Here is a 21535-nt window from a genome sequence, read left to right as displayed (position 1 = left end):
AAATATTTATAATTTGTGAGGTGAATAACTTTGAAAAAACCAAAGATATCAGAAGTAACAGCCTACTTTAATTCCAATGTTGAATCAGTCTGGAATGCGGTTACTAATAATATTGATTATAAATGGCGTAGCGATATTGAAAAAATTGAAATTGTTAATGCTGGAAAAGAATTTATTGAATATACTCATAGGGGAAATACAACAAAATTTGTTATTACTAAAAATAAAAAGTATAGTGAATATGAATTTAATATGGGAAATAAAATGTTCACTGGTTTTTGGACTGGACATTTTTCAAAAACAGAGATAGGTGGAACCAAAGTGATTTTCAATGAAAATATATTTGTTAGAAATCCTATCATTAATGCACTGTGGTATTTTTTTGTGGATTTAAAAAAAATTCAGAATACATACATTTTAGATTTGAAAAAAAAATTAGGTGAGAAATTATAACTATATCATTAAATAAAAAGCTTTCCACATTTATAAAATACATTCAAGTTTTTCATAAATAATTTACAAACGAAAAACAAAAATAAATTTTTTTATATTTGTTTGTAGAAAGCACCTTTTTATTATATTTTATAGCTGATTTTTATAAGTTTCATATACAAAGCAACTTTATCCATCAATAAATCTTGTCAATTCTTTGTTGAACTTATCTTTCTGATCATAGAATAACCCGTGACCGCTGAATTCAAAAGGTATAAGTTTAGAATTTCTAATACCTTTTTTTTGTGCCTCGGCCAGTGGGAACAGGCATACTTTATCGTGAATACCGTGAAGAATTAAAGTTGGAACGTTTATTTTTGAAAGATCAGAAAATAAATCTTCTTCGTCAAGCCAAGAAGTTGCAGTTTTTGCAGTTGCCCATCCGGATGCTTGAAGTCCTAATTGGAAAAACCAATCTGAAAATGAAGATGTAATATATTGGAAGAAAAATATATCTCCAAAACCACGAAGCATTTGAGGACGGTCATTATATGTTCCTTGAATGATCTGAGTAACAACTTCCTTTTGTACTCCATAAGGAAAATTTGGGCGCTGAATAACACTAGGAGCAGCAGCAGCAAAAAGAGCAAGTTTGGATACACCGTATCCATTGTGTCGTGCCATATATCTAATAGCAATGGCTCCACCTGTAGAATGACCTCCTAGAGTGAAATCTTTTAATTTCAGTGCATCTACTACGCCACGGACATCATCTGATAATCGATTGTAGTCATAACCTGTGAATGGCTTATCCGATTGACCAAATCCTCGCTGGTCTATGCCAATACACCTGTATCCAAGTTTTGGTAGCTCGTCAAATTGATATTCAAATAAATTATGGCTTCCAGGCCAACCGTGTAAAAACAAGATTGTCTTCTTGCCTTCTGGATTAAGATCCTCCACATATATTTTTACATTTGGTTCAACTCTAACATAATATCCCAAATAAATACCCCCAGTAATAAAATATATTTATTATTATTGTATTCTGCTGTTAATAAATATATTTATTAATCTGAGTTTTTAGAAGAAGTTATATGTGATTTTTTAATTATCGCTAGTAATTACAGCTTGAGCCACAATTACATCTTGTCCATTGAATGTACATGAAGGAGAGCCATATAAGATATAGCCTTGATCAAGCAATTCGGAGATTCTCTTACAAAAATTCGCATCATCTTTTCCAGTAATTAAGCGATATTTAAGTTTGCTTTCCATAATGTATACCTCCCTTTTATTAATTATAAATAGTAACGCTACATTAATTTATAAATTATATATATGTTTAAATATTATAGCTAGCTCGAATTTTATCTTAAGTACATAAATGTATTATATACTAAATTTTAAAATTTATACATTAACATACCACCCATTTATGCATGAATTTAGTAAAAAAACTAGACTAGCCACAGTGACTTAGTCCAGTTTTAATGTATTTAGGTTTACAACAATATAAACCAGAATATTGAATTGGAATTTTCTGATTATGCATTAGCAATGCTTAATATGTGTAGGTATAATTATCTCCCCAATTATTATCCCAATATTCAATTCCATTTTCTTCATAGCAAACTGCAAACTGAATTTTTGTTGTTGAAGGAGATATGGCTTGATTTACGTTCCAATATTCATATGAAGCATCAGAAGAAGATAAAGATGCGTCCACATCTTTATAGGTGGCCCAGTTATCAGTAGAATAACGCAATTTAACAGTATTAGAGTTGGATGATTTTTTCGATTTTATTAATGCACTAATGTATTTATTATCATTTTTGCTGTAGCCACTAAAATTATCCACATATAATGAGCTTAAGCCAAGAGCATCATCAAAGTAATTTTGACCATTGTTATTATCCCAATAAGTTTGTCCATTTACTTCATACTTAATCGCATACTGTATATTATCTGGACCGGCGCCTTCATAACAAGTAGGTGTTTGGAAAGACCATATTTCATAACCATCTGATGGATTAGTTTTCACATAACTTGCAGGGATGTCATTCCATGTATTACCCATACTATTAGAATTGTAATGTACAGTAACTTTTTGATTGTATCCAAGGTTTTTTACTGCAATATATCCAACATAATAGCTGGTTTCTGAGTTATCATATAATTTGTTGGTATAGTACAAGTGAACAGGAAGGTCATCTGCAAATGCCTTTGAAGAAAAGACACTTGTAAATGCAAATACAGTAGTTAAAACAACAAAAGACATTATAAAACTAAATATTTTTCTTGAAATTTTCATTTTATCACTCCTTTTAAATTTGTAATGACATGTCATTAATTGAATTATAAAAGTATTTGCATCTAATATCAAAAACAATATGTTGCATCATTAGCCATGTAAGCGCATACATAAACTAATATCATTATATTACTTGAAATTTTGACTATATTTTACATATATACAATAAACTAAACGAACTACATATGGGTTACATGTCTTCATTACTTATGTATATAAATTTATAGCTAATACTATTGACAATTACATGAATTAATATTATATTACGACTAATGAGTCATATGACTTGTGAGTCATGAAAGAGGTGAAAAATGCCAAAAGAAACTTTTTTTAATTTAGATGAACAAAAACAAAAAAAAATTATAAATAAGACTATGAAAGAATTTGCAGAAAAAGGTTATAAAAATGGAAATATAGGAACTATTGCAAAAAATGCAGGAGTTTCAAAGGGAAGTATGTATCAATATTTTGATGATAAAAAAGAATTATGTTTATACTGCGTCAAATTGGCTTGTGATATATCATTTAAATATGTGGATAACAAGATAAAAGATTGTTATGACATGAGTGTTTTCGATTATATATATTTTGGGTATAAAAATGCTTGGACACTTTTTAAAGATGAAAGGGAGGTATATGTTTTTTTGCAAAACATATCTTTAGATATTAAAAGCGACATAAGTGAAGATGTATTTAATATTATAGGAAAGGAATCTCAATTATATTTTAAGCAAATTATGGAAATGATTGAAAACAACAAAAAGCAGGGTTTAATGCGTAGAGATATAAGCACAGCAAATATTTGGATCTATATTTCAGCAGTATCGGGTAAATTTAAAGAAGGAATGCTTGTTATTGCAAAAGAAAAGGGCAAGGAGATTTATGACATGTCCTTTGAGGATTTTGAACCATTTATAAAAGATATGATTTCCCTTATGAAAAATGGAATTGGACAAAATAATGGAGGCTAAATAATCCCAATGATTATTTAGGGCAGTATGATAAATACAAGGAGGTAGTTTAAAATGAACGTTATTGAAATCAAAAATCTTACAAAGACATATGGTAAATCAAGAGGTATTACGGACATAAGTTTTAATGTAGAGCAAGGTGAAGTATTTGGGTTTATCGGACCCAATGGAGCTGGAAAGTCAACAACTATAAGAACTATGTTATCACTTATTTATCCCACCAGTGGTAGCATTAGTATTTTTGGAAAAGATAGTATTAAATATTCTGAGGAGATTAAAAAGGAAATTGGATACTTACCTTCGGAAGTGTTTTATTATGAAAATATGAAGGTAATAGATCTTCTTAAATATTCCGCAAGTTTTTATAAAAAAGACTGTAATAAAAGAATAAAGGAACTAGCCGAGATAATGAATTTGGACTTAAATAAAAAAATTGATGATTTATCCTTTGGAAACAAAAAAAAGGTAGGTATAGTTCAAGGTTTGCTTCATGAGCCAAAGCTTATTATTTTAGATGAACCGACTAGTGGACTAGACCCCCTAATGCAACAAAAATTTTTTGAATTGCTAAAAGAAGAGAATAAAAAAGGAGCCACAATTTTATTTTCATCACATATTTTAAGTGAAGTTCAAAAGATGTGTGATAGGGTTGCAATTATTAAAGACGGCCGACTTATAAAACTACAACAAATCAGTACATTAAAAGATAATAATCATAAAAGGTTCAAAGTTGAAACTAAAAATCCTATTGATAAGGATTATTTTAATTTGGAAGGGGTTAGTAATTTAGAAATAAAATCAAATATGGTAAGTTTTTTGTTTAGAGGAAATATTAATGAAGTTATAAAAAAACTTGAGCACATAGACATAGGAAACTTATGGATAGAAGAACCGGATCTTGAAGAGATATTTATGCACTATTATGAGAAGGAGGTATAAGTCAATGAATATATTCATTCATGAACTTAAAGCCTATAGAAAGTCTACTATAATATGGTCTGTATCACTGGTGACAATAGCTGTAATAATGCTTTCTATGTTTCCAGCAATTAATAAAGATGCGGAAGGTTTTAAAAAGTTACTTGGAGCATATCCACCTGCATTTACAAAAGCAATGGGTCTTTCTATAGATAGCATAACTTCATTTTTAGGATTCTATTCATCTTTGACACTTTTGTATGTATTGCTTTGCGGGGCTATTCAAGCAATGAATCTTGGAACATCAATTTTATCAAAAGAAATTCGTGAAAAAACAGCTGATTTTCTTCTTACAAAACCGGTAAAAAGGGTGACTATAATTACAGCTAAAGTATTAGCAGCAGTGGTTTCATTGATATATAGTAATATTATTTATATTACTTGTGCCAGTATTATGGCTGAAATTATAAAAAATACATCATTTGATTACAAAATATTTTTTATGATTTCATTAACACTGTTTTTTGTACAACTTATGTTTTTGTCGCTGGGAATTATAGTATCAGTAATTGTTCCCAAAATAAAATCAGTACTTACAGTATCACTAAGTACTGTGTTCGGATTTTTTATTATTGGTATGTTTAGTTCAGTTATAGGAGTAGATAAAACAAGATATATCACTCCTTTTAAATATTATGATTCAGCCTATATTATTAAAAACTCAATCTATGAAAGCAAATTTATTATAATTGAAATAATATTTATTATTGTAACTTTAGCAGTTAGCTATTTTATATATTCAAAAAAAGATATTCATGTTGCATGAAAGGTGGGGATTTTATGAATATATTTATTAGAGAAATGAAAGCAAATGGCAAAGCACTGATAATATGGTGTATATCAATGATATTTTTAGTTATAGCTGGGATGGCTAAATTTAGTACAGCAGGTAATAATGGAGTATCATATAACCAGCTTATGTCGCAATTACCAAGCTCTATTAAAGCACTTTTTGGTTTAGGTACTTTTGATTTATCAAAAGTAAGCGGATATTATGGTGTACTTTTTGTATATATACTTTTAATGTCTGGAATTCATTCAATAACCCTTGGTGCAAATATTATTTCTAAAGAAGAAAGGGATAAAACAGCGGAATTTTTATTAGCAAAGCCAGTTTCAAGGAATAGAATAATCACAGAAAAAGTAGCAGCATCCATAGTGAATATAGTTATTTTAAATCTGATAACACTTGTAAGTTCTCTTGCCATAGTAAAAAATTCAAATACTGTGGAAGCGGTAAATAAAGATATTATAATGTTAATGATTGGTATGTTTATTTTGCAAATTATATTTTTCACCCTAGGAACAGCCACAGCAGCTATAGTGAAAAAACCTAATTCAGCAGCGAATTATGCTACAATTATAATTACAGTTATGTATCTATTATCTGTAATTATTGAAATAAACAACAAACTCACCTTTTTAAAGATTCTAACTCCATTTAAATATTTTGATTCTAAAGATTTGATGTATGGAAGTGGTTTTGACCATGGATTTTTAATATTATCTATAATAATAATATTTATAGCATTGAGTTCTACCTATATTTTTTATAAAAAGAGAGATCTAAATGTATGAAATAGGGTGGAATGGATACAATATTAATGTTCATACCATTCTCTTATGTTAATTAGTCGTAGAATTAGATTTATGACTGGGCGGAAACTGTGCTACTAAAATTATGAATTACATAGTTTTAATAGCACAGTTTTTCCATTTAACTTGAAATGCACAATTTTCTACAATAAGGATTTATTTTTATCTCTAATTAAGATAAAAATGCCATATATCAATGTTAATCCTGCTGCTATATAAGGTACATATGCAATAATAAGCTTTGGTAATAAATCAAACAATAATCTATCATGAAGCATCATATCAAAAGCAGTATGAGCAAGAATAGCAGCACCAATGTAAATAACAATTGGGTATTTTTTCATAATTCTAGCCACATAAACGCTACCAAAGAAAATAAGTGGAATATTTATTAAAAGTCCAAAAACTATCAAGGATATGTTGCCGTGAGCGCTCCCGGCTATAGCAAGTACATTATCAAGACTCATAGTTAAATCAGCAAATACAATACTAAGAATAGCACGACTTAATTTGGGGGTAGATTTACCTTTTGATATTTGTGTTTCTTCACCAGGTTTAATCAAACTCCATGTTATTACTACAAGAATTGCACCACCTACAAGTTTTATAGGAAGCCACTGAATCATTAATATATATGTAACTAAACATGTAAATATTATTCTAAGAGATATGGCAGCAATTACGCCAATTAAGGACGCTTTTTTAGCAAGTTTTGTTGGTAAGTCCTTTGTGGCAAGGGCAATGACCCCTATATTGTCACCACTTAAAACAATATCTAGCATTGTAATTTGAAGTACTCCAGTAATCATTATAATCAAATTTTCCATTTTTTCCTCCGTAAGTAATAAAGTATAGATGAAATTTAGTGTTTATGGTTAGGTTTATTAAAAGTATACTACAAAGTAAGAAATTTTACTATAAGTAATATTATATACAGCTTAACCCCTCTCATAAATAGCTAAGTTTTTTTTATTTAGAAGGTGCTCAAATATTTATTGGAATGATCAGACTATAGTGGTAAAATATATATAATTGTACAAAAGACATTAGGAATTTTCAAAATAATCGTAATTAACAACACATAATTCACTTGATATACCTTACTGTAAAAAAATCATTATACAAGGAGGGATACGACATGACCGATGATTATATAATAAGATTAACTGAATCCATTGGGCAAGCATTGGCAAAAATTATTTTTAATAAACAACAAAATGAATTTGAAAATATAAGCATAGAGTCCATGACGGGAAAAGATATACTTCCAATTTTATTAAAACGATTTGTCCTTCAAGGAAAATATAATGAAGCAGAAAATATTTTGTTTGAAGAAATTGATAAAAATCCATGCAATGATTTAGTTAATATTGGAATGAACTTTTATAATGGTTTACTTGAAAAAAATGATGAAGAGCTTGCTAAAGGAAATTTTTCAAGGGAAGAGATATACCAGGGAATAGAGGAAATTGAAAATATCAAATAATATTCTTAAATATAGTCACATATATAAAACAAAAGGCATGTTACGAGTAAAAAGGCATGTCTTTTGTTTTGTCCATTATGAGTGTGCGGTGAAAGTGAGAAAAGTATTCTGAATTCTACCCTACGTAATATAATCTCATGATTATGCTAAAAATTGTTTAGTGCAATTAACTTATTGCCAAAATGGTCAAAAGTGTTATACTTTACTTAAAAGTGAAAATTACAAAAGGCCCTTAAAAGAATTAAGTTAATTAATTTGAAAAATAAATTTAAAGATAAAAGATAATAATAGAGTAATAATAAATGTAATAGGGGATGATATAATGGTATTAGTGGCTTTTCAAATTCTTGTTTTATCAGTAATAGCAGGTATTTTTGGATCTATTCTTGGGCTTGGAGGTGGGATAATAATAACACCTGCATTAACGCTATTATTTGGTATCGATATAAGGTATGCAATTGGAGCAAGTATAATTTCTGTAATTGCTACGTCTAGTGGTGCCGCTGTTGCCTATGTAAGAGATAAAATAACAAATATGAGAATTGGTATGTTTCTTGAAATAGCAACTACTATTGGTGCAATAACAGGAGCATTTATAAGTGGATTAATAGACACTAAATATCTTTATGTTATTTTTGGTATACTTTTACTATATTCGGCGCTTGCAATGCTAAAAAAGAAAAGTCAAGAATCACCAGAAGGTGTTGTAGCTCATCCAATTGCTAACAAATTAAAACTCAATGGTGAATATCACGATAAAGTATTAAATAAGGATATTACCTATAATGTTACTGGAGTTTATGGCGGTTTTGGAATGATGTATGTAGCTGGGGTAATATCAGGGCTTCTAGGAATAGGGAGTGGAATGTTTAAAGTTATGGCTATGGACTTATTTATGAAACTTCCATTAAAGGTCTCCAGTGCCACCAGTAATTTCATGATTGGGGTTACGGCAGCTGCAAGTGCAGGAGTATATTTATTAAGAGGAGATATTGATCCTAAAATATCAGCTCCAGTTGCATTAGGGGTATTAATTGGTGCCACAATTGGAGCAAAAATAATGGAAAACCTAAGGAGTAAAACAATAAGAATGATTTTTATTCCCGTACTTGCATTCGTGTCAATTCAGATGATTATAAAAGGATTGGGGGTTAAGTTATAATGATAAAATCCAATAAAATAGAAGAGATGGAGATAACAATAAGTAACGTTCTTAAACTGGGTGTTTTATTGAGTGCAGCTATTATATTTATTGGACTTAGTATGTTCCTAATAACAGGTAAAAGTGGATATAGTGGAAATTATTATCCTACAAGTCCTTTAGAAATACTAAAGGGATTAATATTATTTAAATCCTATTCAATAATACTAACTGGACTTTTAATTCTTATTCTTACACCAGTTTTTCGCGTAGGGGTATCAATAATAGTTTTTTTTCAGGAGAAAGATTTTTTATATGTAAAGATCACTTCATTGGTATTTATTATACTTTTAATTAGTTTTATATTAGGGAAAATCGAATAACAATTATCTAGTTACTGAATGAAATAAGTATAAACATAAGATTTGCATCAAGTCGGTTATCATCATCTATAAAGCAATGACTAATATGTCACTGCTTTTTTTATTGCCCAATATGAATAAATATAAAAATAAAGGATAAAAATATAAATTAGATAAAGTTATGACTGAAAAATTTATTTTAAACATAATTGGGTTGATTAGATGCCCATAACGGAGGGAAACTACATGAAAATTGTTGGTTTTAAGGTATTTAAGGGAAGAAATATATACTCCCATAAGAAGTGTATAAGGCTTAACTTAGACTTAGAAGGGTATAGTGAGATTCCTAGTAAAAAAATTTATAAGTTTAATGAAAGCTTAGTTAAAATGTTGCCAGAGCTTAATAAGCATAGATGTGGAATAGACGAGGAAAGGGGATTTATTAAGAGACTTGAAGAGGGAACTTACTTGGCACATATATCCGAACATATAATAATAGCACTACAGAATATGATTGGTGTGGAAATAAGTTATGGAAAAGCCAGAGAAATATCTGGGGATAATTACTATATTATTTACCAATATGAATATAGAAATGCAGGCTTAGAGGCTGGAAATATAGCAGTTGATATGATTAATTCATTGATTAATAAAAAAACATTTGATTTAGATTCAAGATTGAATAGATTAAAAGAAGTATTATTGAGTGAACAACTTGGAGTAAGTACGCTAAATATTTGTAATGAGGCAAAAAAAAGGGGTATTCCTATATTAAGAATAGGTGAAAACAGCATGTTTCAATTAGGATATGGTAAATATTCAAAGATGATACAAGCGACTTTAGGCAATGATACAAGTGCCATAGGGGTAGATATTGCCCAGGATAAACTGCTGACTAAGGAATTATTGAGTTTACATTGCATACCTGTAGCAAGTGGAATGAAGGTAAAGAATAAGGCAGATGCAATTTCAGGTGCAAAGAACATTGATTACCCAGTGGTACTTAAACCTCAGTTTGGAAATCAAGGTAAGGGAGTTATTACTAATATAAAAGATGATAAGGGATTAGTAAATGCATATGAACTTTTATCTAAGAAATATGAAGATATAATAATAGAGGAGTACATAACTGGAAGGGACTATAGAGTATGTTGTGTTTATGGTGATATCGTTGCAGTAGCACAAAGAATACCACCATATATTTTAGGAGATGGAGTAAGCTCTATAGAGACGCTTGTAAATAATATTAATGAGGATTCTAGAAGAGGGGAAGGTCACGAAAAGGAATTAACTAAGATTAAAATAGACGACACTCTTAGAGCATATTTAAAGCAAAAGAATTATTCACTAAATACTATTCTCCCTAAAAAAGAAAAGATTAATTTAAAAGATAATGCAAATTTATCTACAGGTGGTTTTGCAATAGATTGTACAGAATTAATATGTGAGGAAAACATAGAAATATGCAAAAGGGCTGCAAGTGCTATCGGACTAGATATTTGTGGTATAGATTTAATATGTGAAGATATAAGTAAACCTTTAAATGAAGGAGGAAGAATTATAGAAATAAATGCCGCACCTGGCATAAGGATGCATCATAATCCATATATTGGAGCAAAACGTAATGTGGCGGGTTATATAGTTGATAAATTATTCAAGGATACACCAAAACACATTCCGCTTGTGGCGGTCACTGGTACAAATGGAAAAACAACCACTACAAGACTTATTTCTCATATACTTTCAATTGCAGGATATGCTGTTGGAATGACAACAACTGGCGGAATTTATATTGATGGAAAATGTATATTTAAAGGTGACACAACAGGTCCTAGAAGTGCTTTAGCCGTACTTACAAATAAAAGTGTAGAGGCGGCGGTACTAGAAACTGCAAGAGGAGGAATAATAAGAGAAGGATTGGCATATGACCTTGCAGATGTTGGAGTTATTACAAATATAACAGAAGATCATATTGGTATAGATGAAGTGGAAACTATAGAGGACTTGGCGAAAGTTAAAGCTTTAGTTGGTGAAGCAGTTAAAAAAGATGGTTATGTTGTTATTAATGGTGATGATAGGATGAGTATAAGCATTTTACACAGGCTAAAGAGTAATCTTATTATTTTTTCTAATGATAAGGATAACGAAATTATGCGAAGTAACATTAATAGCGGCGGATATGGAATATATGTGGATGCAGGTAATATAATGATACAAAAAAGTACCAATTGTGAAAAATTAATAGAGATAAAAAGCATAGGTATAACAATGAAAGGTATATTAAAATATAACACAGAGAATGCCATGGCAGCCTGTGCCGCTGCAATAGGGCTAGGTATAGATTATAAAACTATTAGACAGGGTTTAATGTCATTTTATTGTAGTCAAAACCAGAATCCTGGAAGGTTTAACATATATTCTGTTAATGATGTGAGAATAATATTAGACTATGGACACAACATAGAAGGATATAGGCGTGTACTTGAGGGGGTTAAGTGTATAGCAAAGAATAAGCTTATTGGTATTATTGGAGTACCAGGGGATAGATTAGACAGTGACATATTGAGAGTAGGTAAATGTGCAGGAGATAATTTTGATTATATTTTTATAAAAGAAGATAAGGACAGAAGAGGAAGGTATAAAGGTGAAGTAGCAAATCTTTTAGAAAAAGGAATTTTACAATCTAAGTTTAACAGCAAAAATTTAGAAAAAGTTTTAAATGAGACTGAAGCTTTTAAAATGGCATTAGACTTAGCAGAACCCAAAGACACGGTTATCATATTTTTTGACGAATATGAACCTCTTATAAATATAATGAAGAACAAAGTTAATGAGATTAACTCAGAAATAAAACTATTGGTGAAAAACTAAAAACAAATATAAGTATTTTTATAGGGTGGTGAGTTTATTTGTGATTACAATGCAAGAGGGTTTAATTATAATAGGAGGAGCAGAAGATAAGAAGGGTGACAAGAAGATACTTAATGATGTATGCCAGCATATTGACAAGGAAAGTCAACTGCTTGTTATAGCAACTGTGGCAACAGAAAAGCCAATAGAAGTAGGTAATGAATACAGTGGTATTTTTCATAATATGGGCATTAAGAATGTGGGTGTTCTTGATGTAGAAAATAGAGAAGATGCATTAAAAATTGAAAATGTGGAACTAATTGAAAAAGCTTCATTAATATTTTTTACAGGAGGCGATCAGCTTAGAATAACAAGTATTCTTGGAGGAACTCCTTTATATACTAGCATAAAACGGAAATATACAGAAGGTTGTGTATTTGTAGGAACTTCAGCTGGAGCATCAGTAATGAGCGATACTATGATAGTAAAAGGAATGGATGATGAATCACCAAGAAAATGTACACTAAAGATGGCTCCAGGTCTAGGATTAATTAATGGTGTTATAATAGACCAGCATTTTGCGCAGAGGGGGAGAGTAGGAAGATTATTAGTTGGGGTAGCAGAAAATCCACAGGTTTTAGGAATTGGAATTGATGAGGATACTTCAATTATTGTAAATAAAGAAAATGTTTTTAGAGTACTAGGTTCTGGAGCAGTTTATATTATAGATGGAAGTAATATAAGTGATACAAATGTTTCAGAACAATATCAGGATAATATATTGTCAATTTTTGATGTTAAAATGCATGTGTTAAAAACCGGGGATAAATATGATTTGAACACTAAAAGACCTATAGTATAATTATAGGAAGTAAAGGGATGAAATCAGTAACATTTAAGTTAGGTAAAAATGTTGAAGTTAGGAGGAGTGAATTCTAAAAATGGATACATATAATGTTAAAAAGCAAGAAATAGAAAAAGTTTATGGGAAAATTAGTCCTTTTGAATTTAAAAATAAGCTGATTAGCCTTGCAGAAGATAAAAACCAAAAAAGTACACGGACTTTGCTTGATGCAGGAAGAGGTAATCCTAACTGGACAGCAGTAGCACCACGTGAAGCTTTTTTCACTTTTGGGCAATTTGCTGTTTTGGAAACCCGTAGAGTATGGAGTGAAGGTGATTTAGCTGGAATGCCTGAAAAGGAAGGAATCTCAAAACGTTTTTCTGCCTATGTTCATAAGTACTATGATGCCCCAGGAATAGAACTTCTAAAGAAAATCTATGAGTATGGTATAACAGTTGAAGGATTTTCGCCAGATGATTGGGTTTACGAACTAACAGATGGAATTATTGGAGATAACTATCCAGCACCGGACCGTATGTTACCTCATATCGAAAAAGTTGTCCACGATTATCTTATTAAGGAAATGTGTTACGATAAGCCACTTTTGGGTAAATTTAATTTATTTGCAGTGGAAGGTGCTACGGCAGCTATGTGTTATATATTTGACTCTCTAATAGCCAATGAATTATTAGCTATTGGGGATAAGGTTGCACTGATGACACCTATTTTCACACCCTACCTTGAAATTCCTATTCTCCCTCGTTATAATTTTAAGGTTGTGGCAGTAAGTGCTACGGAAATTGGAATAGATGGAGAACATACCTGGCAATATCCTAAATCAGAATTGGATAAGCTAAGAGACCCAGCAATTAAGGCATTATTTTTTGTGAACCCGAGTAATCCACCATCAGTGGCAATGAAACCTGAATGCATAACCCAGTTAGTTGAAATTGTAAATAACCATAATCCTAATTTAATGATTATTTCTGATGATGTATACGGTACTTTTGTGGACAATTTTCATTCTCTAGTAGCGTACTTGCCTTTTAATTCAATTGGTGTATATTCTTTTTCAAAATATTTTGGTGTTACTGGTTGGAGACTTGGAACAATTGCTATTCATGAAAAAAATGTGTTTGATAAATTAATAAGAGAATTATCATTTAATAAAAAACAAGAGCTTAAACAGCGGTATGAAGCTTTGTCCACTGACCCAGAAGATATGAGATTTATTGATAGAATTGTAGCCGATAGTCGCCAAGTAGCACTTAATCATACTTCTGGGTTATCAACACCTCAGCAAGTTCAAATGTCATTTTTTGCAGTATTTGCTTTACTTGATAAGGAAAATAATTATAAACAGTTAACGCAGGATATTTGTCACCGCCGTCAAAAGCTTTTATTTAAGGGTCTTGAACTTAAATTTACAAAAAAACCTTATGATGCGGCTTACTATACACAATTTGATATGTTGGAGTGGGCAAATTATCATTATGGTAAAGAATTTGGAGAATACTTGCAGAAAAAATACAAACCTGTTGATATTCTTTTCCGTTTGGCTGAGGAATCATCTATAGTATTATTAGGAGTTGGCGGATTCCATGGACCAGAATGGGCTGTTCGAATATCACTTGCAAATTTAAATGATGAATCTTATTCAAAAATTGGAGAAGTGCTTCATAAAATATTAAATGAGTATGTGGCTTCTTTCAAATTAGAAAAAGCACACAAAAAAATTAAACTTTAAAGTTTTTTGTAATTTCAATTATATACTATGATTTTCAAAATTACCAAATATAATAGGAGTGTAATTATAAACCATAAGTTTACCTTTACATATAACAGAATGAATTTTCAAATTTTTATCTAAAAGAATTATATCGGAACTCGAACCTTCACTTAGGACGCCTTTCCCATTTAACCTAAGCAATTTAGCAGGGGAAGAAGTAAATGGTATAAGAGCTATCTCAACAGGTATTCCAGCATTAATAATGTTTTGCAGAATTTCAATATTTGAACTTGGTGACCCAATACCAAATTTTATTAGGTTTCCACTATTATCAAATATAGGAGAACTACCACCAGAATCTGAACTCATTGTAATTTGGTATGGGGAAACATTATGTTTTAATAATTCCTGAAATGCAACTACAGGGTCCACAACATCATCATCTCCTTCGGGTCTTATACTTGTAGTAATATCCACAAAACCACCATCAACTGCATACTCAATTGCCTGTTTGAAAAGTAAACCATTTCTATTTATGTGGGTAGGTAAGATATTACTAAAAGGAATTTCTGAATTTTTTCTAATATAAAATAATGGATTTATTCCATTTTTACCGTCACCAACATGAACATGAAGTATTCCACATTTACCAGATAGCATACCGCCTAGACGTGCCTCTGTAGCTAAATGAATTAAATCGTCATTAGAAGGATGACTTGATCTGTGATCTGAAATTGCAATTTCACCTATGCCTATTATTTTATCCACAAGTATAATATCACCCCTAGCACTATCAGTAATTGTTCTTGTGGGTACCTTGTAGGAACCAGTCCAAACATAAGTATTTAATCCTTCAATTTCTAAACTTCGTGCTTTGGCAATAAGATTACCCATATTTCGTGTTGTACCATCAGTTCCTAGTAGACCTACACAAGTCGTAATACCATTTGTAGTAAGTTGTGTAAGCATTAGTTCTGGTGCTCTACTAGTAAAGCCCGCTTCTCCACCTCCTCCAATAATATGAACATGCAAATCGATAATTCCTGGAATAGCCATGAGATTTGATCCATCGATAATTTCAGATTTAGGGAAATTACTCAGCGGTAAATTAATTTTTTCTGAAATATATGCGATTTTATCAAAGCTTGTGAGAATATCTTTTCTACCAATATGTTTTGGTTTATATGTATCTATATTTTTAATCAAAATCATTAAAATCACCTCTTGAAAATTTTTTATAGTAACTATAAAATTGAAATTACTTATAGGTTTATTCTTTCTTTATAGTTGATTTTTATGCTACAAAATATTGACCGAAATAAAATATATAGGTATAATTCATTTGTACCCATATAGGGTATGGGAGGTGTACCAATGGATTCAGAAATTAATAGTTCGGAAAATAAAAAAGACATTCTTAGACGTCTAAATAAAATTGAAGGCCAAATAAAGGGAATTCAGAAAATGGTTGAATCTGAAAAACAATGCGGAGAGGTATTAATTCAGATATCAGCTGTTCGGGCAGCTACTACTAAAGTTGGAATGCTATTGCTAGAAAAATACTCCAAAGATTGTATACTGAATTCCACTAGTGCAGAAGACAAAGAAAAAGCTATAGAAAATCTTCTAGATACAGTTAAAAAATTTTTGAAGTTTACTAATTAGCTTTTCTTGAAAAAGGGGGAGAATACCTATGATAAAACTAATAGCAACGGATATGGATGGTACATTATTAAGTGATGATGGAAGTATTAATGAAAATTTTTTTGATTTAATACATGATCTTAATAAAAAAAATATAAACTTTGCAGCTGCCAGTGGAAGATTTTATTCTCAACTGAAAAAAAATTTTGAAAAGGTAGGCACTGACATGATATTCATCGCTCATAATGGTGCCCTTATTAAGTATAATAACAAGGGTAAAACATTGTATTCAAACAGTATTCATAAAAAAGAAATAGAACATGTAATAAATTTAATGCCACAATTAGGAGAAGAATTGTTTTTAGCTGGAGAAAATGAGGCATATATAATAAATCCAACAGAAAAAATGTTGGATGAATTTACTCGTGTTCATGTTCCTGTGGTAATATTAAAATCTTTTAGTGAAACAAAAAATGCTATATATAAAATTACTTATTATATGGCCAAGGGAGTAAAACCCAATATAATAAAATTTTTAGAGGAAAATTTAGATGATACATTAGAATTTGTTGTATCAGGCGACAAATGGATAGACATAATGAATAAAGGTATAAGTAAAGGAACAGCTATAAAAATACTTCAAGAAAAATTTGAAATAGATCAAAGGAATACAATGGCTTTTGGGGATTATTATAATGATTTGACTATGTTTAAAGTAGCGTGCTATAGTTATGCCATGAAAAATGCTCCAGAAGATGTAAAAAAACATGCTAACTTTATTGCTGGGAGTAATAATGAAGATGGCGTCTATAATGAAATAACTTCAGCTTTAAATATAAGTGGTGGTAATAAAGTAGTATGTAGGCAAAATGACAATTCCTGTCACATAAAATGCAATAAACGTGAAATAGAATAAGGAGAGGTGTTAAAATGGACATTAAAAATAATGAAAATAATCATAATGAGAAGCATGTCCATAGTCATGATGTTTCCAGCATTAAAGGCGGGAATTTTATTATAACGGTACTACTGAATTTTGCAATCACAGCAGTAGAAATTATTGGAGGTTTATATTCTGGGAGTTTATCTTTAATTTCAGATGCCTTACATAATCTCAGTGATGCCATAGGAATTATTATAAGCTATATTGCAATTAAAATCTCCAAAAAAGAAAATGATAAAAATAGGACTTTTGGATATAAACGATCTGGAATATTAGCAGCAGTAATTAACTCTTCTGTGTTAATTATAATATCTGTTTTTTTATTCAAAGAAGCATATACAAAATTTATGAATACAACATCAATAAATGGACTTATTGTTATTTGGGTTGCTTTAATTGGAATAGTGGCAAACACACTAGGAGCTTATTTACTACATGGAGGGTCTCATGAAGATATGAATGTTAAAGCAACCTACATACATCTATTTAGTGACGCATTAGCTTCACTAGGTGTAGTAATTGGAGGAATTTTAATTTATTTTTTCAAGATATATTGGGTAGACTCAGTTTTATCTGTGCTTATAGGATTATATGTATTAAAAGAAAGTTTTGAAATATTGAAAGATGCAGTGAATATTTTAATGCAAGGAGTACCTGAAAATATTGAAATAGATAAGGTTGCTGGTGTTATAACAAGTATTCAAGGAGTTGAAGATGTACATCATGTACACTTGTGGAGTTTAGATGAAAAAAATATTAATTTTGAAGCTCATGTTAATGTTAAGGATATGATGGTAAGTGAAACAAAAGAAATCTATGAAAAAATCCAAAAAGAACTTCATGAGCATTTTGGAATAACCCATGTGACAATTCAATTTGAATGTAATTGCTGTAGTGGAGTAGGAATAATAAAAAAGAATTAACTTTACAAAGTAATTTGACGATTATTTATTAATATTGCTGCGTGTTTCTAGTTTTAGAGCAAATAATGTTGCGAGTTTTGATAGGTTTTTCTCATGAATTAAATAGGAGAAATATCTATTATATTTTGTTTTAGTAGGTATTATTTTAAGTTCCTTGTTATTAGCTGCAGTAGTTACTACTAATGATGAAATAAAAGTAACACCTAGGTTGTTTTTAACAGCTTCTTTAATAGCGTAGTTGCTTCCAAGTATAATTAAATTTTTTGGTGCTATACCTTCTGTATTTAGAAAAATATTCAGATTTTCACCAGTTCCAGAGCCCTCTTCTCTGTGTATCCAAGTTTGATTTGATAAACAAGATTTAAGTCCCATATTTTTATTATAGGTAAAAATAGTTGGAGTCACAATTACCATTGTATCTCGATAAAAATTTTTAGCTACACAGTTATGCACAGGAACAGTTCCCTCCGTTAATGCAATATCAATATCATAGTTTTTAAATTTCTCATAAATATTGTGTGTATTTTCAATACAAACATCCAATTTTATGTCTGGAAACTCTTTTATAAACTCACCTAGAATTGAAGGCAATAAATATTCACCTATTGTCATGCTTGCCCCAATCTTTAAAGTACCAGAAGTGGCATTATTATAATTATCCAGTTCATCTTTTGTTTCATCTAGAAGGGATATTATTTGTTTAGCTTTTTTATATAACATTTCTCCAGTTTGTGTAATTAATATACTTCTCTGTTTATTTGATCTTTCTATTAGTCTTGTATTAAAATACTTTTCTAAAATCACAATGTGTAAACTTACACTAGGCTGAGATATGTTAATGCTATTTGCCGCTTTTGTGAAGCTCTTTTTATCAACTACTGCAATAAAAGTTTTTAATTCTTCAATCATAATTACCACCCTACCTATTAGAAATATTAATAAGTATTATAAAAAACATGTATTATACTTATTGGTTAAAGAACAGTATACTAGAGCTGTAATAATGTTGCAATAGGAAAGGATTGATATATATGAATACACTAAACCATATTCTTCTTAGTGAAGTTGAAGGATTTAGGGCCATTGGACATAAATTTTTAAGTGGTGAAATAAGCAAAATGGAGTTTAAAGGAATTTCCGGTGGTATGGGTGTATATGCTCAGGGCAGCGGCAAGGAATTTGTGATAAGATTTAGAATACCATCAGGAATAGCATCAATAAAGGATCTTAAATTAGTTTATAATTTTGCACAGAGGTATAAATTAGAAACTGTACATTTAACTACCCGTCAAGCAATACAATTACATGGAATAAGTATTGACGAAGCTTGTGATGCTATGGAGGAAGGCATAAAAAAAGGTCTATACTCAAGGGGAGCAGGTGGCAATTTTCCTAGAAATGTTGCTCTTTCACCTTTGTCTGGAGTAGATAAGAAAGAGGCTTTTGATGCATCACCTTATGCAAAAGAGGTAGTGCAATATATTTTAAATAAGGTGTATACATATAAGCTTCCAAGAAAATTAAAAGTTGCTTTTTCCAGTAGTGAAGAGGATGATTCACATGTAACCGCTGTTGACCTAGGGTTTTTGGCAGTTAATGAAAATAGTAAGCAATATTTCAAAGTATATCTAGGTGGAGGAATGGGAAGAAATTCAAAATTATCTGCAAATACAGAGCAGTTAATTAAGCCGGAAGATATTTTATATCATGTTCAGGCAATGACAGAACTTTTCATTAATGAAGGTGACTATGTGAATAAAGGAAGAGCTCGCATAAGATATATTATGGAAAGAATGGGCCAAGAAAAATTTGAAAAATGTTATAAGAATTATTTGGAAAAAGTTAAAAAAACAGAAAATTTAATGATCAGCGTTGAAAGTAAGGTTTATGATAAACAAGGGATTGAAACTTTTACAAAAAATACAAGACTGTTTTCTCAAAAACAAAATGGGTTATACAGTGTTTATGTTCATCCAATAGGGGGCATATTAAAAATTCAGCATTTAAAACTAATAATGAATAAAATAGAAGCCATGGCAGATGTAGAAATAAGATTAGCTATGACAGAAGGATTTTACATTAGAAATCTCAATGGAAATGAAGCTGAAATAATTATTAAGCTAACAGAATCTATGGGAGGAAACACTGCTTTAGAAAGTTCCATTTGCTGTATTGGGGTTCCCACTTGTCAGATGGGAATTTTAGAAAGTCAGCGTACTTTAAGAAATATATTAAGTTATTTTAAGGATAATAATTTAACAGAGGATATCCTGCCACAACTTCATATATCAGGGTGTCCAAATTCTTGTTCTGTGCACGAAATAGGAATAATTGGGTTTTGTGGTAAAAAGAAAAAAGTTCAAGATAAAATTATAAATGTATTTGAATTACATTTTGATGGGGTACTTGGCATAGGTAAAACTAAGCTTGCTAAAAATTATGGAGATATAAAGGAAGAGGAAGTGCCTAGATTTTTATTTGAACTTGCAAGTGCTGTACATAATTCTAATAAAGAGTTCAATAGTTGGAAGGATGAAAACGAAGAAGAATTAAATAAAATTATAAACACGTATCTTGTATAGTCTGATTCTTTGAGAATAAATAAAAGTTAATGAAAATTATAGGTTTAGGCTTAAAAATCTAGAAATAAAAAGGGAAAGTAGTAAGATTTGTGTAAATAAATCTTACTACTTTTTCTTTTATTTGTATGACTATGTAAGTCTCTAAATTGCGACTTAATTAGCGATAATTTGTAAATTGTATAGAAATATCGTAGTCATTTCCTTTTACTAGTGAAATAACCTTTTGAAGTTCATCTTTGTCTTTAGCTGTAACCCTTAGTACGTCATCTAGTATTTGTGTTTTAACTTTTAATTCGCTACCTTTTATGTCCGCATTTATAAGTTTTGATTTTTCTTTTGATATTCCCTTTACGATCTTAACAGTTTGTTTTGCAGATCCTAAAGTTTCACCTTTTTTTTCTTCAAACTCAAGACATTTAGGAGAAATTCCTCTTTTCACAAATTTTCCTTTAAGAACTTCTACTACCGCATTCATTTTAAAGTCATCATCAGCAGTAATTTTAATTTCATCTTTAACTAGCTCGATTTCTATTGTACTGTTTTTAAAGTCGTACCTTTGAGAAATCTCCTTTTTAGACTGATTTATAGCGTTATCTACTTCTTGCATATCCACATCTGATACTATATCAAATGAATAAGAACTTGCCATTAAAAAAACCTCCTTAAAGTTTACCTAATATAATAACATTATATCAGACAATTGTATTATTTGTAAGGAAGTATGGTTCAAAACATACAAG

At 30.3% G+C, this 21535-nt stretch carries 22 protein-coding genes; 15 read left to right on the top strand and 7 right to left on the bottom strand.

Annotated elements, in window-relative coordinates; all coding sequences use genetic code 11:
- Window positions 1-30 precede the first annotated feature (30 nt).
- The gene (locus BR66_RS0120450) at window positions 31-453 is read left to right on the top strand and encodes a hypothetical protein (RefSeq protein ID WP_026884582.1); all 423 of its coding nucleotides are present in this window, start codon (window positions 31-33) and stop codon (window positions 451-453) included.
- A gap of 168 nt (window positions 454-621) precedes the next feature.
- Here BR66_RS0120450 and BR66_RS0120445 read toward each other — a convergent pair whose 3' ends face one another.
- From BR66_RS0120445 to BR66_RS24390, 3 genes are all read right to left on the bottom strand, one after another.
- On the bottom strand, window positions 622-1437 hold the full coding sequence (locus BR66_RS0120445; protein WP_026884581.1) for an alpha/beta fold hydrolase: 816 nt from the start codon (window positions 1435-1437) through the stop codon (window positions 622-624).
- Between the two features lie 102 nt (window positions 1438-1539).
- Window positions 1540-1710: a DUF1737 domain-containing protein gene (locus tag BR66_RS25390; protein ID WP_084156569.1), complete on the bottom strand. Its 171-nt coding sequence runs from the start codon at window positions 1708-1710 to the stop codon at window positions 1540-1542.
- A 286-nt stretch (window positions 1711-1996) separates the two neighbouring features.
- The gene (locus BR66_RS24390) at window positions 1997-2746 is read right to left on the bottom strand and encodes a carbohydrate-binding protein (RefSeq protein WP_051624326.1); all 750 of its coding nucleotides are present in this window, start codon (window positions 2744-2746) and stop codon (window positions 1997-1999) included.
- 311 nt (window positions 2747-3057) lie between these two features.
- Here BR66_RS24390 and BR66_RS0120430 point away from each other — a divergent pair, with 311 nt between their 5' ends.
- Genes BR66_RS0120430 through BR66_RS0120415 form a run of 4 tightly spaced genes read left to right on the top strand, consistent with a single transcriptional unit; the run spans window position 3058 to window position 6273 of the window.
- Window positions 3058-3717, top strand: a complete 660-nt coding sequence (locus BR66_RS0120430; RefSeq protein ID WP_026884580.1) for a TetR/AcrR family transcriptional regulator — start codon at window positions 3058-3060, stop codon at window positions 3715-3717.
- Window positions 3718-3771: 54 nt separating this feature from the next.
- Complete coding sequence (locus tag BR66_RS0120425) at window positions 3772-4656, top strand: ABC transporter ATP-binding protein (RefSeq protein WP_026884579.1); 885 nt, start codon at window positions 3772-3774, stop codon at window positions 4654-4656.
- A 4-nt stretch (window positions 4657-4660) separates the two neighbouring features.
- The gene (locus BR66_RS0120420) at window positions 4661-5461 is read left to right on the top strand and encodes an ABC transporter permease (protein ID WP_026884578.1); all 801 of its coding nucleotides are present in this window, start codon (window positions 4661-4663) and stop codon (window positions 5459-5461) included.
- Window positions 5462-5475: 14 nt separating this feature from the next.
- Window positions 5476-6273, top strand: coding sequence for an ABC transporter permease subunit (locus BR66_RS0120415; RefSeq protein WP_026884577.1), 798 nt, complete (start codon window positions 5476-5478; stop codon window positions 6271-6273).
- A 161-nt stretch (window positions 6274-6434) separates the two neighbouring features.
- On the opposite strand, the gene BR66_RS0120410 is transcribed toward BR66_RS0120415, so the two are convergent.
- Window positions 6435-7118, bottom strand: a complete 684-nt coding sequence (locus BR66_RS0120410; RefSeq protein ID WP_026884576.1) for a TerC family protein — start codon at window positions 7116-7118, stop codon at window positions 6435-6437.
- A gap of 311 nt (window positions 7119-7429) precedes the next feature.
- Here BR66_RS0120410 and BR66_RS0120405 point away from each other — a divergent pair, with 311 nt between their 5' ends.
- The 6 genes from BR66_RS0120405 to aspD all read left to right on the top strand — a co-directional run bounded on the left by BR66_RS0120405 (window position 7430) and on the right by aspD (window position 14721).
- Complete coding sequence (locus tag BR66_RS0120405) at window positions 7430-7777, top strand: DUF6483 family protein (protein ID WP_026884575.1); 348 nt, start codon at window positions 7430-7432, stop codon at window positions 7775-7777.
- 322 nt (window positions 7778-8099) lie between these two features.
- Complete coding sequence (locus BR66_RS0120400; protein ID WP_026884574.1) at window positions 8100-8939, top strand: sulfite exporter TauE/SafE family protein; 840 nt, start codon at window positions 8100-8102, stop codon at window positions 8937-8939.
- Window positions 8939-9301 (top strand): DUF1634 domain-containing protein, encoded by a 363-nt coding sequence (locus BR66_RS0120395; RefSeq protein ID WP_035796711.1) that lies wholly within the window; start codon window positions 8939-8941, stop codon window positions 9299-9301. The genes BR66_RS0120400 and BR66_RS0120395 overlap by 1 nt, the downstream gene beginning before the upstream one ends.
- 225 nt (window positions 9302-9526) lie before the next feature.
- On the top strand, window positions 9527-12151 hold the full coding sequence (cphA, locus tag BR66_RS0120390) for a cyanophycin synthetase (protein ID WP_026884572.1): 2625 nt from the start codon (window positions 9527-9529) through the stop codon (window positions 12149-12151).
- Between the two features lie 49 nt (window positions 12152-12200).
- The gene (locus BR66_RS0120385; RefSeq protein WP_026884571.1) at window positions 12201-12992 is read left to right on the top strand and encodes a cyanophycinase; all 792 of its coding nucleotides are present in this window, start codon (window positions 12201-12203) and stop codon (window positions 12990-12992) included.
- A gap of 79 nt (window positions 12993-13071) precedes the next feature.
- Window positions 13072-14721, top strand: coding sequence for an aspartate 4-decarboxylase (gene aspD / locus BR66_RS0120380; RefSeq protein ID WP_026884570.1), 1650 nt, complete (start codon window positions 13072-13074; stop codon window positions 14719-14721).
- Window positions 14722-14739: 18 nt separating this feature from the next.
- Here aspD and iadA read toward each other — a convergent pair whose 3' ends face one another.
- Window positions 14740-15915 carry a beta-aspartyl-peptidase gene (gene iadA, locus BR66_RS0120375; protein ID WP_026884569.1) on the bottom strand — a complete coding sequence of 392 codons (1176 nt, stop codon included), beginning with the start codon at window positions 15913-15915 and terminating at the stop codon, window positions 14740-14742.
- Window positions 15916-16077: 162 nt separating this feature from the next.
- Between iadA and BR66_RS0120370 the strand changes: the two genes are divergently transcribed.
- The 3 genes from BR66_RS0120370 to BR66_RS0120360 are packed head-to-tail and all read left to right on the top strand — an operon-like array spanning window position 16078 to window position 18213.
- On the top strand, window positions 16078-16368 hold the full coding sequence (locus tag BR66_RS0120370; RefSeq protein ID WP_026884568.1) for a metal-sensitive transcriptional regulator: 291 nt from the start codon (window positions 16078-16080) through the stop codon (window positions 16366-16368).
- 28 nt (window positions 16369-16396) lie between these two features.
- Complete coding sequence (locus tag BR66_RS24385) at window positions 16397-17263, top strand: Cof-type HAD-IIB family hydrolase (RefSeq protein WP_084156567.1); 867 nt, start codon at window positions 16397-16399, stop codon at window positions 17261-17263.
- A 14-nt stretch (window positions 17264-17277) separates the two neighbouring features.
- Window positions 17278-18213: a cation diffusion facilitator family transporter gene (locus tag BR66_RS0120360; protein WP_035796708.1), complete on the top strand. Its 936-nt coding sequence runs from the start codon at window positions 17278-17280 to the stop codon at window positions 18211-18213.
- A 21-nt stretch (window positions 18214-18234) separates the two neighbouring features.
- Here BR66_RS0120360 and BR66_RS0120355 read toward each other — a convergent pair whose 3' ends face one another.
- A complete protein-coding gene (locus BR66_RS0120355) occupies window positions 18235-19122 on the bottom strand; it encodes a LysR substrate-binding domain-containing protein (protein WP_026884566.1) in 888 nt (295 codons plus the stop codon).
- 122 nt (window positions 19123-19244) lie between these two features.
- On the opposite strand from BR66_RS0120355, the gene BR66_RS0120350 reads away from it, so the two are divergent.
- On the top strand, window positions 19245-20795 hold the full coding sequence (locus tag BR66_RS0120350) for a nitrite/sulfite reductase (protein ID WP_026884565.1): 1551 nt from the start codon (window positions 19245-19247) through the stop codon (window positions 20793-20795).
- A 157-nt stretch (window positions 20796-20952) separates the two neighbouring features.
- Here BR66_RS0120350 and BR66_RS0120345 read toward each other — a convergent pair whose 3' ends face one another.
- Window positions 20953-21444 (bottom strand): YajQ family cyclic di-GMP-binding protein, encoded by a 492-nt coding sequence (locus tag BR66_RS0120345; RefSeq protein WP_026884564.1) that lies wholly within the window; start codon window positions 21442-21444, stop codon window positions 20953-20955.
- Window positions 21445-21535: the final 91 nt, after the last annotated feature.

The organism is Clostridium akagii DSM 12554, from assembly GCF_000686725.1.
GTDB classification, from domain to species: Bacteria; Bacillota; Clostridia; order Clostridiales; family Clostridiaceae; genus Clostridium_I; species Clostridium_I akagii.
Note: the sequence above shows the minus strand (reverse complement) of the source record. Positions and strands in the feature narration are given on the sequence as shown.

What these genes read in the sequence shown, in the direction of transcription:
- BR66_RS25390 (WP_084156569.1), bottom strand. Translation starts at nt 1,710, where the DNA reads ATGGAAAGCAAACTTAAATATCGCTTAATTACTGGAAAAGATGATGCG.
- BR66_RS24390 (WP_051624326.1), bottom strand. Translation starts at nt 2,746, where the DNA reads ATGAAAATTTCAAGAAAAATATTTAGTTTTATAATGTCTTTTGTTGTT.
- BR66_RS0120430 (WP_026884580.1), top strand. Translation starts at nt 3,058, where the DNA reads ATGCCAAAAGAAACTTTTTTTAATTTAGATGAACAAAAACAAAAAAAA.
- BR66_RS0120425 (WP_026884579.1), top strand. Translation starts at nt 3,772, where the DNA reads ATGAACGTTATTGAAATCAAAAATCTTACAAAGACATATGGTAAATCA.
- BR66_RS0120420 (WP_026884578.1), top strand. Translation starts at nt 4,661, where the DNA reads ATGAATATATTCATTCATGAACTTAAAGCCTATAGAAAGTCTACTATA.
- BR66_RS0120415 (WP_026884577.1), top strand. Translation starts at nt 5,476, where the DNA reads ATGAATATATTTATTAGAGAAATGAAAGCAAATGGCAAAGCACTGATA.
- BR66_RS0120410 (WP_026884576.1), bottom strand. Translation starts at nt 7,118, where the DNA reads ATGGAAAATTTGATTATAATGATTACTGGAGTACTTCAAATTACAATG.
- BR66_RS0120405 (WP_026884575.1), top strand. Translation starts at nt 7,430, where the DNA reads ATGACCGATGATTATATAATAAGATTAACTGAATCCATTGGGCAAGCA.
- BR66_RS0120400 (WP_026884574.1), top strand. Translation starts at nt 8,100, where the DNA reads ATGGTATTAGTGGCTTTTCAAATTCTTGTTTTATCAGTAATAGCAGGT.
- BR66_RS0120395 (WP_035796711.1), top strand. Translation starts at nt 8,939, where the DNA reads ATGATAAAATCCAATAAAATAGAAGAGATGGAGATAACAATAAGTAAC.
- cphA (WP_026884572.1), top strand. Translation starts at nt 9,527, where the DNA reads ATGAAAATTGTTGGTTTTAAGGTATTTAAGGGAAGAAATATATACTCC.
- BR66_RS0120385 (WP_026884571.1), top strand. Translation starts at nt 12,201, where the DNA reads ATGCAAGAGGGTTTAATTATAATAGGAGGAGCAGAAGATAAGAAGGGT.
- aspD (WP_026884570.1), top strand. Translation starts at nt 13,072, where the DNA reads ATGGATACATATAATGTTAAAAAGCAAGAAATAGAAAAAGTTTATGGG.
- iadA (WP_026884569.1), bottom strand. Translation starts at nt 15,915, where the DNA reads ATGATTTTGATTAAAAATATAGATACATATAAACCAAAACATATTGGT.
- BR66_RS0120370 (WP_026884568.1), top strand. Translation starts at nt 16,078, where the DNA reads ATGGATTCAGAAATTAATAGTTCGGAAAATAAAAAAGACATTCTTAGA.
- BR66_RS24385 (WP_084156567.1), top strand. Translation starts at nt 16,397, where the DNA reads ATGATAAAACTAATAGCAACGGATATGGATGGTACATTATTAAGTGAT.
- BR66_RS0120360 (WP_035796708.1), top strand. Translation starts at nt 17,278, where the DNA reads ATGGACATTAAAAATAATGAAAATAATCATAATGAGAAGCATGTCCAT.
- BR66_RS0120355 (WP_026884566.1), bottom strand. Translation starts at nt 19,122, where the DNA reads ATGATTGAAGAATTAAAAACTTTTATTGCAGTAGTTGATAAAAAGAGC.
- BR66_RS0120350 (WP_026884565.1), top strand. Translation starts at nt 19,245, where the DNA reads ATGAATACACTAAACCATATTCTTCTTAGTGAAGTTGAAGGATTTAGG.
- BR66_RS0120345 (WP_026884564.1), bottom strand. Translation starts at nt 21,444, where the DNA reads ATGGCAAGTTCTTATTCATTTGATATAGTATCAGATGTGGATATGCAA.